This window comes from Sinorhizobium sojae CCBAU 05684 (assembly GCF_002288525.1).
In the GTDB taxonomy this organism is placed as follows: domain Bacteria; phylum Pseudomonadota; class Alphaproteobacteria; order Rhizobiales; family Rhizobiaceae; genus Sinorhizobium; species Sinorhizobium sojae.
In genome coordinates, this window is record NZ_CP023068.1 from 740,289 (window position 1) to 755,516 (window position 15,228).

Below are 15,228 nucleotides of genomic sequence, written 5' to 3' on the forward strand. Positions count from 1 at the left end.
TTCCTTATGCCGCGCGGGTGCGGCTTTCGTGAGACAAGACGATTTCGCGAACAGATTGGAACACGATATCTCCGATATCCGCCCGGGCAAGAGCAAAGGCGACGTTGGCTTCGATGAAGCCGTGCTTGGAACCGCAATCAAAGGTGCGGCCATCATAGGGATGGGCGTGGAAGGCTTGCTCGGCCGAAAGCTTGAGCATGCCATCCGTCAACTGGATCTCGTTGCCGGCGCCGCGCGGCTGGTGCGCGAGGATAGAGAAGATCTCCGGCTGCAGGATGTAGCGACCGTTGAGATAGTAGTTGGAGGGAGCCTTGCCGGGCGCCGGCTTCTCGACCATTTCGGTCACGGCGAAACCGTGCCGCACAGCGTCACCCTTGCCGACGATGCCGTATTTCGAGGCATCCTCGGGCGTGCATTGCTCCACGCCGACGACATTGCCGCCGACTTCGCGGTACAGATCCATGAGCCCGGCCATGCAACCGCGCTGGCCGAAGGAAAGCATATCCGGCAGCAACAGCGCAAACGGCTCGTCGCCGATGAGATCGCGGGCACACCAGACCGCATGGCCAAGGCCGAGAGGCGCCTGCTGCCGGGTGAAGCTGACAGATCCTGCCTTCGGCAGCATGGCCTCCAACTCCGAGATCTGCGCGTCCTTGCCGGAACGCGAGAGCGACGAAGTAAGCTCCGGAGCGTCGTCGAAATGATCCTCGATCGCCTGTTTGTTGCGGCTCGTAACGAAGACAACGTGCTCGATGCCGGCCTGGCGTGCTTCATCGACGGCATATTGGACAACGGGCCGATCGACAATGGTCAACATTTCCTTCGGCACGGCCTTTGTGGCGGGAAGGAATCTCGTTCCGTGCCCGGCCACGGGGATCACTGCTTTCCTGACGGTCCTGATACGGTCCATGGTATCATCCTTTGCTGGTATGGGGGTGTTTGCTCAAGGGGGATCGTTCAGCCGCCGCTGTCATGGCGGCGGAGTGCTTCGGCCGCGCCGTCAGGCGGCGCAACCGGGCAGCGATCGGCATGCGGAGATGCCGAAGCGCAAACGGGTCGGCGAGCGCGGTCCTCAGCGCACCGGCCAATGATTTCTTCTTCAACTGATCGACGAGGACGAGAAACGAACGCGCCTGGCGGAATCCTCGTTTCCGCTTGCTCTGCATCCTTTGGGAGAGGGGATCGAGCGCATAGCGGCTGAGGAAGGTTTCGTCGGCGGCCAACATCGCATCGATATGCTCGATCTTCAACACGCGCGAGATCGAACCTTCTCGGATCTGATAGGCATATCCGGCGGAGGGCTCGACGGCGCAGCGCCCGCCGCAGGCGAGCGCGGAGGCAAGCAGGATATAGTCTTCGCCGATGCGCAACGCCTCGTCGAAGCGGAGGCCATGCGTCTCGAGAAACCGACGCTCGAATACCGGCTTCATATAGCCGAAATTGTGTTCCGAGCGGAAAATCACATTCGACTCGATGAAGGCGGGAAGCGTGAGTTCCCCGAGTTCTGCAAGCGCGGCTTCCGGGAACATTCTGAGGCTCCCCCCGTCGACGGAGACGACATCGAGGTTGTCGACCACGATCTGCGCCTCTGCAGCCTCGGCGCGGTCGATCATCCGCCTCAACCGCTGTGGCAGCACCGTATCGTCGGAATCGAGAATGGCGATCCATCGGCCACGCGCGGCGGCCAGACCGGCGTTGCGCGCTCCGCCTGGTCCGCGGTTACGCTCAAGGGCGATCAGCCGCAGCCGAGGGTCCTCAATCGCTGCGACGACGGCAGCGGTCGCGTCTGACGAGCGATCGTCGACGACGACCACCTCGACGGAGACGCCTTCCTGGGCAAGAGCGCTGTCGATGGCGCGCCTGATCGTGTCGGCGGCGTTGAAGGCGGCGACGACGAAGGTCACGTCCGGGCTGCAGTCGAGGCTCGCGTCGTTCATCCCGACGGCGCCTCCCGAACCCCATACTGCTCGATGGCGTCATGCCCAAGGAGGCCGCTCACGACGCCAGCATGCAGAAGACCACGCAGGGCGTAGCGATAGCGCTGAACCGGTGCTGGAAAGGTGACGGCAGCCGCGAGCGTGCAATAGCTGAACTTCGCGACTGCAAGCGCCAGATTGCGAAATAGCCGGAGGCCATGGGCCTTTTCGGCGAGCAGTCGGCCATGCGTCTGCCCGGAGCGGAAGCGCCGTTTCGCCAGCCAGGCGAGCGAGGCTCGAGCTTCGGGAACCGGCTCGTGGACCCAAGCCTCCGGTGCGAAGGCTATCCTTCCGCCAGACCGGTGCATGCCGGTGAAGAAATCCGTGTCTTCGCCACCGCTTCTGCCGAGCGCAAGTTTGAAGCGACGGCCATCGAGCGCGGGTGCCTTGAGCTTGAGCAGGGTGTTGCATGTGTAGCCGGTGCGGATATCTCCCCCGATCCAGACCGGCAGCGTCGAATGGAAATCGCCGCGGCGCATCCAACTCGGCGCCGATTGGCCATAATGCGCTCTCACGGGACCGAGAACGGCATCGGCGCCGGTGGAGCGCGCGGTCTCCAGGAGCTTCGTCAGCCACTCTGGCGAAGCGGTCTCGTCGTCGTCGATGAAGGCAAGGAAATCGGCGGTGCTGTTGTCGAGACAGGCGTTGCGGGCGATCGAGATGTTCGACGCAGGACAGTGGACGTAGGCGACCTCGAAGGGTAGGCCCGGCCTAAGCGCTTCGACAAGAGCGCTTGCGCTCGGCGTCACGTCGTTGTCGGCGACGATGATGCGCACCAGCGCGTCGGCTGGATGCGCCGTCGAGGCCAGCGAGCGAAGCGTTTCCGCGAGTTCGGGCCGGCGGAATGTGCAGATGCCGATGTCGATCCGGAGTTTCTCGCTCATCGTGCCTCCCGGTGCCGGAAAGAGAGGAGCTCCCGCCAGAAGCCGGTAGACCAGGCAAGATGCATGACCATCGCCGAAACCGCCGCGAGCGGCCCGTAGGGATTTCGTTGTCCAAGCGCAATCCACACGCCATAGCCGAGACATCCGGCCGCCCAAATGCCCAAGGGAATGATCGCTGCCCAGTTGATGATGGCGAGAAACGCGCCGAAGGCGACGGGCGCCACCGCCATCGGCAACATTTGCCGCAATCCCGGCATGGCCCGGTGTTTCAGGAAATTCTTCGCGCGGCCGCGGCCATAGCCGAAATACTGGCGGAAGAGCGGCCCGATCCTGGTGCGTGGATAGTAGACCATGTTCGTCTTGTCGGTCATCCAGATGCGATGGCCGGCCTCTCGCAAGCGATAGTCGAATTCCGCATCCTCGTTGTGGCTGAAGCTTTCGTCATAGCCGCCGATCGCCCGGAAGGCATCGATGCGCATCAGCGCGTGGTGCCCGTGCTCAACCCAGTGGCCGGCCGCGCCGGTCCGGTGCTGCGAGCCACCGTTGCCGAGCCTGGAATTCTGGGCGACAGCCGTGGCCTTCTGGAAGATGCTGTGACCGACAGTCTCCATGGTGACAACGACCGAGTCCGCCTCCATGGTGATCGCTTCTTCCACGAGGCGCAGGCAATAGTCATCCGGATAGGTGCCATGCGCATCGATGCGGATCAGAAAATCGAAGCCGGAGCCGAACTCGGCGACTGCAAGGTTGACCGCGGCGCTCTGGATACGTTGCGGATTGTCCAGGAAGAGCACACGCGAATCCTGGGTGGCGAGGTCGCTGGCGATCTCGCGCGTGCCGTCGGTACTGCCGCCGTCGGCAATCACGATCCTCGCATTCAGGGGATCGAGCGAAGGACGAAGCGTATCGACGAGAGCCTCTATATGCATGGCTTCGTTGAGGCATGGGATGACGATGAGGCTTGATGTCGAATGGGCCGGGGTCATGGCATTCCACCTTCAGTGTGTCGGGGTGCCGTCATCGCCGGGACCGGTGCGAAGGTATGCGGCTCGCGCGTGAGCGCCGCCAACCGCTGCACCAGCGCCTCGCAATCGGCGCGGTCGAAAACCCATGTTGTTGCGGGGCACTGGCCGATACGCGCCGAGGCATCGGCAAAGCGTTCCGTCGTCATTTCGCCGATGACGGCGGCAAGCCCGTCGGCGCTGGCTTCCTCGAGCACCAGACCGATGTTGCGTACCGAAAGGAACCGGGCGGTTTCGGTCCCACGGATCGCGATCGGGACTCGGCCGTAGCGGCAACCCTCATAGAGACGGTTCGGCAGAAGCCAGGCGGAGTTCTGGCCCTCCTCGAAGAAATCGATGGCCCAGGTGAAATGCACGCCGCAATAGATTGCGGGGAGGTCCTCCGGATTGCGGTAGGCGCCGCCGAAGCGCATGAACGGCTGATGGTGCACAAAGCCTTCGAAATCGTCGAACTCGGCATGGGCGGGCCGGCCCCGCAGGACGATTTCGAAGCGGCCCTCCATCTTTTTGGAAAATTCGGCAAGAAGTGCGAGCGATTTGCTGCAACGCAACGCGCCGAACCACCCGATCTTCCATGGCGTGCCGGGCGCTGGATAGGACGCAGTCACCGGCGCGGCATCTTGCGCTCCCCCAATTTCGAGCACTTTGTTCTCGATGAGCATCGGCGCTGCTTCGAGGTGCGACAGAGGGCGGAAATAGTGTTCAAGGAATGCTGGCGAACTGGTGATCAGCAGGCGCGCATCACGACCAAGACTGCCCTCGGCAGCGCGCAAGGCGCGCCCGATCATGTCGTCGCGCAGCATGAGCCGGTGGATATCGAGGCATTCGTAGACGATCGGAACCTCGCCGCCGAAGAGTGCAACGGCCCGTCTTGCGACGGCGAGCATTTCAAGATTGCGGGCGATGATCACGTCGGGCTTGCGAAGGTGCCGAAGCTTGCGCTTGAGCGAAAGGCACGCCCCGGCCACGGCGCCCATCCGTTGCAGGAAGCGACCGTCGGCGGTCTTCCCGAGCGCAATCGGCACGACACCCTCGATTGCCGCAAGCGGATTGTCGCTACGGCGGAAACCCGCGAGCGTCACGCTGGCCCCGCCGCTGGCGAGCGCAAGGATCCTGCGCCGCACGGCAGGGTCGGCAAGATCCTGTGCCAAATAAAGTATCTGCAGCATGAAAACGTCCGTTTTCCTGCCCAGCCCGAGGGCGAGCTTAGTTCAAATTCTTGTGCGCTGCAACATAATGTTGCAGCTGCTCATCAATCACTGGTTTACTCAGTTACTGGTCAGTCCAGCCTGCAGGCAACCGATTCGGCGAATTGGCACTCGTCGCCGGCGGCCGTGAAGGCGACGCGGTCGATCTCAAGTTTCGTCGGCTCCTTATAGGCAAACGTGCCCATCCAATCGCTCAGCGTGTCGGTGCCCCAAAGGCTGAAAAAGATCTTCTGGGCGTTCACCGGAATCTTGGCAGGGTCGTTCACCTCGTGCACCATTTCGCCATTGACGTAATAACGGAGCCGATCCTTCTCCCAGACGAAGGCGTAGTCGTTGAAACCTTGGTTGGCGCCGCCCGGCACATCTGCAAGGAACTCGTTGCCGCCCTTGGCCGACACATATTGATTCACCTGCACCTTTGCCGTGTTCTTGCCGAGCACCTCGAAATCGATTTCGTCATGCGGCTTCTTGTCGGTGGGGCCGATATAGGTGAAGAAGGCTGAATTCAGTCCTGACCCGTCTGCCGCCTTGATCCTGGCTTCATAGGTGCCGTAGCCGTAACGTTTGCGCGTCTGGATCTCGCCGCAGGCGAAATTGCGGTCCCCCTCCTTGCGCTCTTCGAAGGTCAGTTGCAGCACTCCATCCACCACCTTCGCCTGCTTCTTCGACCAGGTACAATTCTGATGCGGGCCGTTGTTCCAACCATCCGAGACAAACCAGAGCTTACGGTTGAGCTGATCGAAGTCGTCCAAGAAGGACGCGCCGTTCGCGCCCTCCTGGGCCACTGCAATATGTCCGATGCCAGCAAGAGAGAATGTCGCGGCGAGAGCCAGGTAATAGAGACGCCGGTGACGGTTGATGTTCATGTCGCGCTACCTTTTCTGCGGCGAACGGACCCTCGGCGCGTGTCAGCGCGATCGCCGTTCGGTTGCCACTTCGAATGGAAAGTCGCCGGGAAGGACTCCCCGGGCGGAGGCTCGGCTGCGGGTTGTGCGACTCGCCGCGAAGAACATCGCTTCGATCCACGATTCAGTCACTCCCCCATTGGGCAGTGCCGCAGCGGCGGCCGTTTCAACAGAGCAGACTTGAGCCCGCAGCTCGTAAGCTAGGGCACTTGCGAAGAAAAAATATGGCATCGCAGCGGAAAAGTGGTGTGAGCCCTTCGCGCATGGCACCGGGGCGGCGCGCCTGGCGTGATGTCGCGGGGGCACTCCTGAACTCTCCAGCCCTGGCAAATCCCCTGTATCGTCGCGTGTTGCGGTAGTTGTTGCTGCCCATACTTTGAGCGAATTGGTTCGTCAGAACGGGACGCTCTGTCGTCGCCCGGATGCTGGCGATCATGTCCAGCTTGAAACTTCTTTCCGGGACAGGGGCGGTGGAATGCGGCAATGTTTGGGCGGGGTTCAAGGCCGGTTGATTCGCGTGCGAGCGAGGCGGCCTGCGATCCCAGCGGGAACGAGGAGGCAATTGCGATGATGCCACCCTATGGCTGCAAAGGCTCTCGCAATTGCCCCTAAAATGGTACTGGAAAGTCCGCGGAGGAACGCCCATATTGCTTGCATACTTTAATGGTTTCATTACGAAAGCGGGCCCGCCGTCGAACGGCGGGCCAATTTCTTGCGAGCAATCCCACCTTCTTAGGCGTTGCATGATTCGCGTCCTTCCTGTGGTTTGCCTTCCTCGAAGCGGAGAGGGGTAAAGACGTGCCGCAGCTTCATTCACACGCCTCAAGAGGCACGACGCCGCTGACGGGCCGGCTCCATTCACCGCTCTGTGGTCACGGCGCGTCCGCGATTCTCGACGTCCGCTCCGGTGATTCGCTCGACGTGCCCGCCTGGGGGCTGTCCGCGCCATATGCCGATGCCGGCTGACCGGGCCATGGCTTGTGCCGCGGAATAGAGGCCTTGGCTGTAGTTTTCCCGCTCTACCGCATTACCACTCTCGACCAGCCAGCGATTGACATCCTCGCCGTCCGCGCGAATGCAGGTCGCAACGAAGCGGCCGTAGCGGTCACGCATCACGATCTCGCAGCGTGTCGGACGCGAGGCGGAAAGAAAGATGTTCAAGGCGCGCGCGGATACCTTTCCGCACTGGTAATCGCCTCCCGTTTCGTCAAGGCAGACTTGCCAGCCTTCCGGCGCGTCGACGCCGCTCAGTTGTATGCGCTCGCCGGCGATTTCGATCGTATCGCCGTCGACAACGCTGGCGTCGCCAACGATCGGTTCCGACGCATGAGCGCTGCCTGTCGCAACCAACAGCGCCAACGCGACCGTCGTCCTCGGCGGTACGGAGCAAGACGAAAGGCGGCCGCGTGGCGGCGCTGATGTCTGCGGGAGGGAGCGGGGCTTGTCGCCGAAGATCTTTGCAGCCATCCCTATGCGGATCATGCCCCATCCTCTCGAGTCGTTGCGGACCGCGAGGAGCGTAATCCATGGCGGCGGCGCGGCGCATCCCCTAAAACTTAGGGTTTATGCTGCACTGCACATCTCGGGGTCTGGCGAGGTGAGTTCGAAGGGTGCTACTCCGCTCGCTCTGCAGCAAGCCCTTGAAGCAGATAGCGCACCTCTCCCGCACCGCCGAGGGCAACCGGTGCCGGCGACCGGGACCGGCGAAAACGCTCTGTCTTGTCGGCAACGATGCCGCCCGCGATCGCAGGGAGTGCAGCCGGATGGGAGAGGGCATAGACGAGCGCGCTTGCGATGCCGCCTTCTTTTTTGAGATCGAGGAAATGCCTGAGTTCATACCGGGAGCGGACATGGCGCTCGTGCCGCCTTAAAGCCGCCTTTGCGGCGCTGTCGAGGTTTTTCTCAGAAAGTATCTCCCGATCGGCCTCGTAGAGGCGCTTCAGATCGATCGTCCTGTGGTTGCCGCTGAGAGAATTTCCCCGAACCAGGGCCGCATAGCCGCAACTGTGAATGATCTTGTAGCGCGCGCCGCGCACGAGCGCTCGTGCGTAAAGCTCGTAATCTTCGCCGAGGCGCAAGGCCTCCTTGTAGCGAAGCCAATGCGCGTCGAGGAAGGACCGCCGCATCAGTGGCTTTAAAAAGCCGATCTCGCCACGGCGGACCCCCCGGCGGGATATATTGCCGTTGATGAAGCCAATCAGGTCCAGAGGGCGAGGGGTCGCCGCGAACCGCGAAATCGTGCTGCGAATATCCGCCACCTGCTCTGCATCGACGAAGGCGATATTATCAGCAATGAAATCCCAATCGTCCTGCGCCAGCAATCGCCGCAGCCGACCGGGCAGGAAGAAGTCGTCAGCATCGAGCACCGCCAGCAATGGAGACTGCGAGATCGCAATGGCATGGTTGCGTGCGGCAGCCGGTCCGCGGTTCTCGTCAAAGCGGACGACGAGGAGGCGACCGCTACCGTCATCGGCCGCACGCGCTGCAGCCTCGGTGCCGTCGGTGGAGCCGTCGTCGATCACGACGACTTCGGCGGCTTCGGGCTCGGCGAGGGCGGAGCCAATGGCCCTGCCGATGGTATCGGCGGCGTTCTTCGCGGCAATGATAACGCAAACATTTGTCGGCGCGGCTGCTGTCATACGGACCTCCAGTGGGGGTGATTGGGCGCGGCGGTGCGATGGGGCACCGGCCGGTCGCGCGAGACCATGCCGAGCGATCATGACGCAAACGCGTCAGGCACTGAACTTTTCCGATGCCGAGCGATTTCGGGAGGCCCGCAGTCTCAGCTCAGGAATTGAAATGCCGCGGACGGCCGACCCTGCGCAGGGAGATCTTGGCCGACTGTTTCTCCTCAGTTGCCGCCTCGACCGTTGCTGCCTGTTTGGTAGGGGAAAGCTTGCGGCGCTCGCCAGCCTCCTTCCAGACGAGAAAAAGCACGCCGACAAAATACCCGACCTGGATGAGGACGGCGCAGATCAGCGTCTGGACCAGCGTTGAAACGAACGAGCCGGTGAGGTAATAGGTCGCGACGGCGAATGCCACCAACGCGCCGAGCATGCTCACAAAAAAACGCGGTGCGAACATTCGGCTATCCTACTCTCCCGCTTTCGGATGCAACCGTCATAGGCCTCTACTCCCATTCCCATTACTATATTAGTGGTGGCTTGTCTCTTCAACACGCAAAAAGCTTTTGCGCCGGTCGTTTTTATCCTGGAAATCTTTCCGTCGGCTTTATCAGGACAAATCAATTAGATAATTCCTCCCGTCCCGCCTGAATGCAATCAGCGGTATGGCTGCCAGATCTATATGTATATGCCGCCGCGGAACCCGGCCGCGGTCAGATGACTCGCCAGGACGCCCCTAGATTCAAGGGGGAGAGCGCGAAGGCGTTCTGATTGCAGCGTCTTTTCGGGGTTGGATGGTCCGAATATCCGATCAACTTTTGTTACAAAGCCAGATGAGAGTGCCGAGAAATGTGCATTGCAAAATAATGTTGCGCTGCACAATTTCTCTTGAAAATTGCGTTCCATCAAATTTCGCCCGTTGTCTGGCGCCTCAAATGTGGAATGGAGTTTAGATATCCAAAGTACAAGACGCCGCCGAGCCGAAGTAAGTGAGCTAATCGCTGCTTGTTCATGTCAAGCTCGTGACGGGCAAAACTGGCTGACGTTTAAATTTACTAAAATTTAATTTTAGATATATTCTGTGGTCTGGATCTCGTCGAAACCTCTCGGCGCTGGCTGGCTGACTGCTGCGATCTTCGGCCTTCAAAAAACAAATTCTCACCATACACTCGTTCTAGATGGGCTCGCGTCCCCCGGGGACCGACAATCGCCAAACGTAAATGGAGTCACCTCTATGAAGTCCGCGACACGCTCGGCCAGTTCGCCATTTTTCATCTCCCAGGACATCGGCACAGCCCGGCCGATTGGGGGAATATCCAAGCGAAGTTTCGACATACTGATTGCTTCCTTGGGTCTTCTAGCCCTCAGTCCGCTCTTCCTGCTTCTTGTAGCTTTGGTAAAGTTGTCGGACGGCGGAAGCGCGTTTTACGGGCATCGCCGGATCGGTCACAACGGCCAGACCTTCAGATGCCTGAAGTTCCGCACCATGCGGGAGGACGGCGATCGTGTGCTGCAGGAGTATTTCAGAGCGAATCCCGCCGCCTACGAGGAATGGCGTGCCACGCGCAAGCTTCAGAATGATCCGCGCGTGACGGTTCTCGGCAGCGTGCTGCGGAAGCTCAGCCTTGATGAATTGCCGCAGTTACTCAATGTGATTCGCGGCGAGATGAGCCTTGTCGGCCCACGGCCGGTCGTAGAAGACGAACTCGAGCTCTATGATGCGGCTGCGGTCTATTATCTGCGCTCGCGACCGGGCCTGACGGGTCTGTGGCAGATCAGTGGCCGCAACGACGTTTCCTATGCCGCCCGCGTGGCCTTCGATACGCATTACGTCGAGAACTGGTCGCTCATCACCGATCTTGTCATTGTGTTCAAGACCATCCCCGCAGTCTGCTTCAGCCGCGGCAGCTATTGAGACTTGGCGTTGGCCGAACCGCCAGGATCACGTCGAGGAACGGGAAATCCAAATGCCTTCCATCAGAATTGCAGCGAAGCCTGCCTCATACCGTACGCTCTTCAAGTTGGCCCGCATCGCTATCGTGGCGGCGGTCGTTTGCTGTGCGAGCGTGGTGCAGGCTGAAGAATATCGACTTGGAGTCATGGACAAGTTACGTGTCCGCGTCGCCGAATGGCAGACTGCGGAAGGTGCCGTGCGTGATTGGTCGGCCGTCAGCGGGGAATACACCGTCGGCGCTTCGGGCAATCTTTCACTGCCTTTTATCGGTGACCTGCCAGCTTCCGGCAGGACGACGACGGAACTCGCCGAAGAGATCGGCGACAAGATGCAGAAGCTCTTCGGTCTCAGGGATCGCCCTACGGCCTCGGTCGAAATGGCGCAGTACCGCCCCGTCTATCTTTACGGCGAAGTGGAAAGCCCTGGCGAATATCCCTACGCGCCAAACATGACCGTGCTCAAGGCGATCAGCCTTGGAGGCGGGTTACGGCGCGCCGACAATGGCCAGCGTTTCGCACGCGACTATATCAATGCGGCGGGTGATTCCGCTGTCCAGATCGCCGAGCGCAACCGACTGCTCATTCGTCGCGCGCGACTCCTCGCCGAAATCGGCGAGCACGACAAGATTGCCCTTCCGGCGGAACTGAAGAATTTTCCCGGTGTCGACAAGCTGCTTGAGAGTGAGTTGGCGCTGATGCAATCGCGCGACAAGCGACAGCAGCGGCAACTCGCCGCACTCGGGGATCTCAAGTCGTTGCTCCAAAGCGAGATCGACTCGCTCGCCAAGAAAGCCGAGACCCAGCAGCGCCAGCTAGAGCTCGTCCTTAAGGATCGAGATAATGTCGACAGCTTGGCCGAGAAAGGACTGGCACTCGCCCAGCGCAAGCTGTCCCTGGAACAGAGGGTCGCCGACGTACAGTCTTCGCTGCTCGACATCGACACGGCGTCGCTCAAGGCGAAGCAGGAAGCGAGCAAGGCCACGCAGGACGAGACCAATCTGCGAGATGACTGGGATGCGGAGCTTGCGCGGGAACTGCAGAATACCGAAGCCGAAATCGACGCGCTGACGCTGAAGCTCGGTACCAGCCGCGACCTGATGACGGAAGCTTTGACGCAATCGTCTGAGGCGGCTCAACTGGCGGAGCAGAGCGCAAACATTACCTACACGATTATCCGGGAAAAGGACGGCCAGCCGGCGGAGATAGCCGCGACCGAGACTACCCCGGTGCTGCCTGGTGATGTCATCAAGGTCGATGCCCTCGTGGCGATGCAGTGAGTGTGGGAATGAGGATCTCGAAGGCGAGCCTCATAACACCGGGGGCGAATGGGCTTTATGGAACTGCAGCCGTCGCCCTTTCGCTCTTCGTCTTCGCCTATTCGTCCCGATTCGGGCAAATTTCGATCCTCCTCTATTACGGCCTGTGGCTTCCGCTCGTCCTCGTCGACTACAAGAAGGTCCTCGGCAATTACGGCAAGTTTCTGTGGATATTCGCCTTCGCCGTGTTCGCCAGCCTGTCTATGTTCTGGTCGGCCGCGCCGAGTGTCACGCTGCGAAGCGGCATACAATATCTGAGCCAAATCGTCTGTGCCTTGATCGCCATGCGGGTGATCGACGTTCGCACCCTTTCACGCGGCATGATGGCCGGCGTTGCCATTGTGCTTGTCTATTCCCTGCTGTTTGGCATCTATCACTACGATCCGCTTGACGGCACGTATAGTTTCGTCGGCGCCTTCGCCTCGAAGAACCAGTTGGGCTTCTATGCCTCGCTGGGCATCTATTTCGCCTTTGCCGCGATATTCATTCTGGGTGAACGGGCGCTGTGGCGGGCGGCCGCCGCGGTCACCGGAGCGATTTCCGCCTACTCGCTTTTCGCCTCGCAGTCGGCGACCTCGATCCTGACCACGGCTGCGATTCTCGGGCTTTGCCTCTCCATGCGCGCGATAACGGCGCTGAGGCCAACCAGCCGCAAGGGCCTGTTCCTCGGGATTGTCGCGTTCGGTGGAGTGGCTGTGTTCGCCTTGATCTCTAGCGGCGCCTTCGATTTGGTTCTGGGCGCCTTCGGTAAGGATTCGACGCTGACCGGCCGCACCTACCTGTGGCAGCAGGGCCTCGATGCGGCGAAGGCCGCCCCCATCTTCGGCATCGGCTATCAGGCCTATTGGGTGCAAGGCTTTGCCGAGGCCGAGCGGCTATGGGAGGAATTCTACATCACCGCCCGCAGCGGCTTCCATTTCCACAACACGTATATCGAGACCGCCGTCGAAACCGGGCTCATCGGGCTCGTGCTCTTGAGTCTCGTACTGCTCGCCGCCGTCGTCGGGCAGTTGAAGCGCGTACTTTCGGCGAACCGCGATCCCGAAGCCATGGTGCTCTTCGGCGTTGCGGTGCTGCTCCTCATCCGCTCCTTCGTGGAGATCGACATCCTCAATCCGTACCATGTTGGATCCTTCCTCATGTATTTCACGGCGGGAAAACTGACGGTCGCAAGCACGCGGCCCGGCACGACCTGGATTTGGCCTGGCGAGGAGGGGCAGCCCGCTTACGGGCGTCGGCGGTCGACGGCGTGAAGACCGGGGAGGGGGCGCAACCAATGGGGACGATACAGACAATCCAGTACTTGCGGGCCTTGGCTGCGCTCGCTGTCGTCGCCTTCCACGCGGCCGAGAAGACCGGCCATCATTTCGCGATTGGTGCGGCTGGCGTCGATGTCTTCTTCGTCATCAGCGGCTTCATCATGTGGGTCATAAGCGCGCGGCGGCCGGTCATGCCTGCCAAATTCCTCGCCGACCGTGTGCGGCGTATCTTGCCGATCTACTGGTTTGCGACGGCGGTCATGGTTGTGGGCGGCCTGGCGGGTCTTTTTCCGAACCTGGTTCTCACGGCCGAACACGTCGTTGCATCCCTGCTTTTCGTTCCCGCGCGCTCGCCGAGCACTGGTGAGATCTGGCCCGTTCTCGTGCAAGGCTGGACGCTCAACTACGAAATGTTCTTCTATGCGGTCTTTGCGGCCTCTCTCGTCCTGCCGCGGCTCTGGCGGTTGCCGGCCGTCGCGGGGTTCTTTCTCATACTGGTCATTGCGGGCTTATCCCTTACCAGCGAAAACCCCCTTTTGCTCACCTATACCCGCCCTCTCGTCCTCGAGTTCGTTGCCGGCATGATCATCGGTGCACTCTGGCTGCAAGGGAGGGTGCCGCCACTCGGCGCCGGGCTCGGATTTATCGCCTGTTCGTTCGGCGGCTTTGCGCTGATTGCCGGCCTGCGGCTTCCCTTCGACGAGCGCTTAACTGGGCCGCTGTCCGTGCTTCTCGTTCTCGGCGCGCTTTCGTTCGAGACCCATGGACGGGTGCCGAAGGTGCGGATTTTAAATCTTCTCGGCAACGCCTCCTATTCGATCTATCTCTGGCACACCTTTGCGATTTCAGTCGTGGCGAAGGCGGGCACTCTGTTCGACCTTCATTCGAAGATCTCGATGATATTGGCCACGGTCTCGGGAACGCTCGTCGGCATCGTCGGCTACCTGTTGCTGGAGCGCCCCCTCTTGAAGCGCGACCGGACGCCGCCGCCTGCCCCTGGTCTGGCCGGCGGCACCGTCGAATAGGTGCGGTTGGCGCCTTAGGCACCCATGTCCGGGTCAGGAAACATGCTGCCGCTCTAGCCGTTTCTGCGCGAATGCCAGTTCCAGGCCGATTCGGTGATAGACGCCAGATCATATTGGGGCTCCCAACCGAGCACGCGGCGGGCCTTGTCGTTGTTGGCGACGAGCGTAGTGGAATCGCCATCGCGGCGGTCCGCATAACCGACATTGAACGGACGCTGCGCGACCTTCTCAATCGCGCCAAGCAGTTCCTTGACCGTCGTGCCCGTACCGGTTCCAAGATTCAACTCGACGCTTTCGCCACCCTCGAGCAAGTAGTCTACCGCACGGACATGAGCGTCGGCGAGGTCGAGCACGTGGATATAGTCGCGCACACAGGTGCCGTCACGCGTGTCATAATCGGTGCCGAAGACCTTGAAGTCCTCACGTCGGCCGAGGGCTGCGTCGATCGCCAGCGGGATCGCGTGGGTCTCCGGCTCGTGCCATTCACCGATTCGGCCTTCGAAATCGGCGCCGGCGGCATTGAAATAGCGCAGGATCACCGAACGAAGCCCCTTGTACATGCCGTAGTCCTTCATGGCCTGTTCGCAGATCCATTTCGTGCGGCCATAGGGATTGATCGGTGCCTGCTTGTGCGTCTCGTCCATCGGGACGCTGTCCGGCAGGCCATAAGTGGCGCAGGTGGACGAGAAGACGAAGGCGTCGATGCCTGCCGCAAGCGCTGCCGACAGCAGCGTCAATGTGCCGATGACATTGTTGTCGTAGAAGGACACGGGGTCCCTCACGGACTCGCCGACCTCGATCATGGCGGCAAAATGCAGGATGGCCCGCGGCTCGTGGCGTGCGATCACCTCGTCAAGACGCCGACGATCACGAATGTCGCCCTTCTCCAGCACCCCCCAGCGGACGAACTCTTCGTGACCATTGGATAGGTTGTCGTAGACGACGGGCTGGTAGCCTTTTTCCGAAAGCTGGAGACATGTGTGGGAGCCAATATAGCCGGCGCCGCCGACGACAAGGATGTTGTTGTTCTGCACGGGTAACCTCGGTGGATGACGT

General features: G+C 61.0%; 14 protein-coding genes. 4 read left to right on the top strand and 10 right to left on the bottom strand.

Going from position 1 to position 15,228, the window contains the following annotated elements; all coding sequences use genetic code 11:
• Positions 1-4 precede the first annotated feature (4 nt).
• From SJ05684_RS21070 to exoX, 9 genes are all read right to left on the bottom strand, one after another.
• The gene (locus tag SJ05684_RS21070; protein ID WP_034857019.1) at positions 5-910 is read right to left on the bottom strand and encodes a UTP--glucose-1-phosphate uridylyltransferase; all 906 of its coding nucleotides are present in this window, start codon (positions 908-910) and stop codon (positions 5-7) included.
• Between the two features lie 4 nt (positions 911-914).
• Positions 915-1,937 (bottom strand): glycosyltransferase family 2 protein, encoded by a 1,023-nt coding sequence (locus tag SJ05684_RS21075; protein ID WP_034857021.1) that lies wholly within the window; start codon positions 1,935-1,937, stop codon positions 915-917.
• Complete coding sequence (locus SJ05684_RS21080; protein WP_095694336.1) at positions 1,934-2,860, bottom strand: glycosyltransferase family 2 protein; 927 nt, start codon at positions 2,858-2,860, stop codon at positions 1,934-1,936. Before SJ05684_RS21080 ends, SJ05684_RS21075 begins: the two co-directional genes overlap by 4 nt.
• Positions 2,857-3,846, bottom strand: a complete 990-nt coding sequence (locus SJ05684_RS21085) for a glycosyltransferase family 2 protein (RefSeq protein ID WP_034857024.1) — start codon at positions 3,844-3,846, stop codon at positions 2,857-2,859. Before SJ05684_RS21085 ends, SJ05684_RS21080 begins: the two co-directional genes overlap by 4 nt.
• Entirely contained in the window at positions 3,843-5,051 is a 1,209-nt protein-coding gene (locus tag SJ05684_RS21090) for a glycosyltransferase family protein (protein WP_034857026.1), read from the bottom strand. Before SJ05684_RS21090 ends, SJ05684_RS21085 begins: the two co-directional genes overlap by 4 nt.
• Before the next feature lie 110 nt (positions 5,052-5,161).
• Complete coding sequence (exoK, locus tag SJ05684_RS21095; protein WP_034857028.1) at positions 5,162-5,956, bottom strand: endo-1,3-1,4-beta-glycanase ExoK; 795 nt, start codon at positions 5,954-5,956, stop codon at positions 5,162-5,164.
• Positions 5,957-6,853: 897 nt separating this feature from the next.
• The gene (locus SJ05684_RS21100) at positions 6,854-7,354 is read right to left on the bottom strand and encodes a thermonuclease family protein (RefSeq protein WP_244426676.1); all 501 of its coding nucleotides are present in this window, start codon (positions 7,352-7,354) and stop codon (positions 6,854-6,856) included.
• Positions 7,355-7,608: 254 nt separating this feature from the next.
• Entirely contained in the window at positions 7,609-8,634 is a 1,026-nt protein-coding gene (locus SJ05684_RS21105; RefSeq protein WP_034857029.1) for a glycosyltransferase family 2 protein, read from the bottom strand.
• A 148-nt stretch (positions 8,635-8,782) separates the two neighbouring features.
• Entirely contained in the window at positions 8,783-9,079 is a 297-nt protein-coding gene (gene exoX / locus SJ05684_RS21110) for an exopolysaccharide production repressor ExoX (RefSeq protein WP_034857031.1), read from the bottom strand.
• Positions 9,080-9,853: 774 nt separating this feature from the next.
• Between exoX and SJ05684_RS21115 the strand changes: the two genes are divergently transcribed.
• Genes SJ05684_RS21115 through SJ05684_RS21130 form a run of 4 tightly spaced genes read left to right on the top strand, consistent with a single transcriptional unit; the run spans position 9,854 to position 14,172 of the window.
• A complete protein-coding gene (locus tag SJ05684_RS21115; RefSeq protein WP_034857034.1) occupies positions 9,854-10,534 on the top strand; it encodes a sugar transferase in 681 nt (226 codons plus the stop codon).
• A 52-nt stretch (positions 10,535-10,586) separates the two neighbouring features.
• Positions 10,587-11,849 (top strand): polysaccharide biosynthesis/export family protein, encoded by a 1,263-nt coding sequence (locus tag SJ05684_RS21120; protein WP_050980101.1) that lies wholly within the window; start codon positions 10,587-10,589, stop codon positions 11,847-11,849.
• Between the two features lie 8 nt (positions 11,850-11,857).
• Positions 11,858-13,141 (top strand): O-antigen ligase family protein, encoded by a 1,284-nt coding sequence (locus SJ05684_RS21125; protein WP_034857036.1) that lies wholly within the window; start codon positions 11,858-11,860, stop codon positions 13,139-13,141.
• A gap of 23 nt (positions 13,142-13,164) precedes the next feature.
• Positions 13,165-14,172, top strand: coding sequence for an acyltransferase family protein (locus SJ05684_RS21130; RefSeq protein ID WP_034857038.1), 1,008 nt, complete (start codon positions 13,165-13,167; stop codon positions 14,170-14,172).
• A 53-nt stretch (positions 14,173-14,225) separates the two neighbouring features.
• Here the strand turns inward: SJ05684_RS21130 and galE are convergent, their stop codons facing one another.
• A complete protein-coding gene (galE, locus tag SJ05684_RS21135) occupies positions 14,226-15,206 on the bottom strand; it encodes a UDP-glucose 4-epimerase GalE (RefSeq protein WP_034857040.1) in 981 nt (326 codons plus the stop codon).
• Positions 15,207-15,228: the final 22 nt, after the last annotated feature.

What these genes read in the sequence shown, in the direction of transcription:
- SJ05684_RS21070 (WP_034857019.1), bottom strand. Translation starts at nt 910, where the DNA reads ATGGACCGTATCAGGACCGTCAGGAAAGCAGTGATCCCCGTGGCCGGG.
- SJ05684_RS21075 (WP_034857021.1), bottom strand. Translation starts at nt 1,937, where the DNA reads ATGAACGACGCGAGCCTCGACTGCAGCCCGGACGTGACCTTCGTCGTC.
- SJ05684_RS21080 (WP_095694336.1), bottom strand. Translation starts at nt 2,860, where the DNA reads ATGAGCGAGAAACTCCGGATCGACATCGGCATCTGCACATTCCGCCGG.
- SJ05684_RS21085 (WP_034857024.1), bottom strand. Translation starts at nt 3,846, where the DNA reads ATGACCCCGGCCCATTCGACATCAAGCCTCATCGTCATCCCATGCCTC.
- SJ05684_RS21090 (WP_034857026.1), bottom strand. Translation starts at nt 5,051, where the DNA reads ATGCTGCAGATACTTTATTTGGCACAGGATCTTGCCGACCCTGCCGTG.
- exoK (WP_034857028.1), bottom strand. Translation starts at nt 5,956, where the DNA reads ATGAACATCAACCGTCACCGGCGTCTCTATTACCTGGCTCTCGCCGCG.
- SJ05684_RS21105 (WP_034857029.1), bottom strand. Translation starts at nt 8,634, where the DNA reads ATGACAGCAGCCGCGCCGACAAATGTTTGCGTTATCATTGCCGCGAAG.
- exoX (WP_034857031.1), bottom strand. Translation starts at nt 9,079, where the DNA reads ATGTTCGCACCGCGTTTTTTTGTGAGCATGCTCGGCGCGTTGGTGGCA.
- SJ05684_RS21115 (WP_034857034.1), top strand. Translation starts at nt 9,854, where the DNA reads ATGAAGTCCGCGACACGCTCGGCCAGTTCGCCATTTTTCATCTCCCAG.
- SJ05684_RS21120 (WP_050980101.1), top strand. Translation starts at nt 10,587, where the DNA reads ATGCCTTCCATCAGAATTGCAGCGAAGCCTGCCTCATACCGTACGCTC.
- SJ05684_RS21125 (WP_034857036.1), top strand. Translation starts at nt 11,858, where the DNA reads ATGAGGATCTCGAAGGCGAGCCTCATAACACCGGGGGCGAATGGGCTT.
- SJ05684_RS21130 (WP_034857038.1), top strand. Translation starts at nt 13,165, where the DNA reads ATGGGGACGATACAGACAATCCAGTACTTGCGGGCCTTGGCTGCGCTC.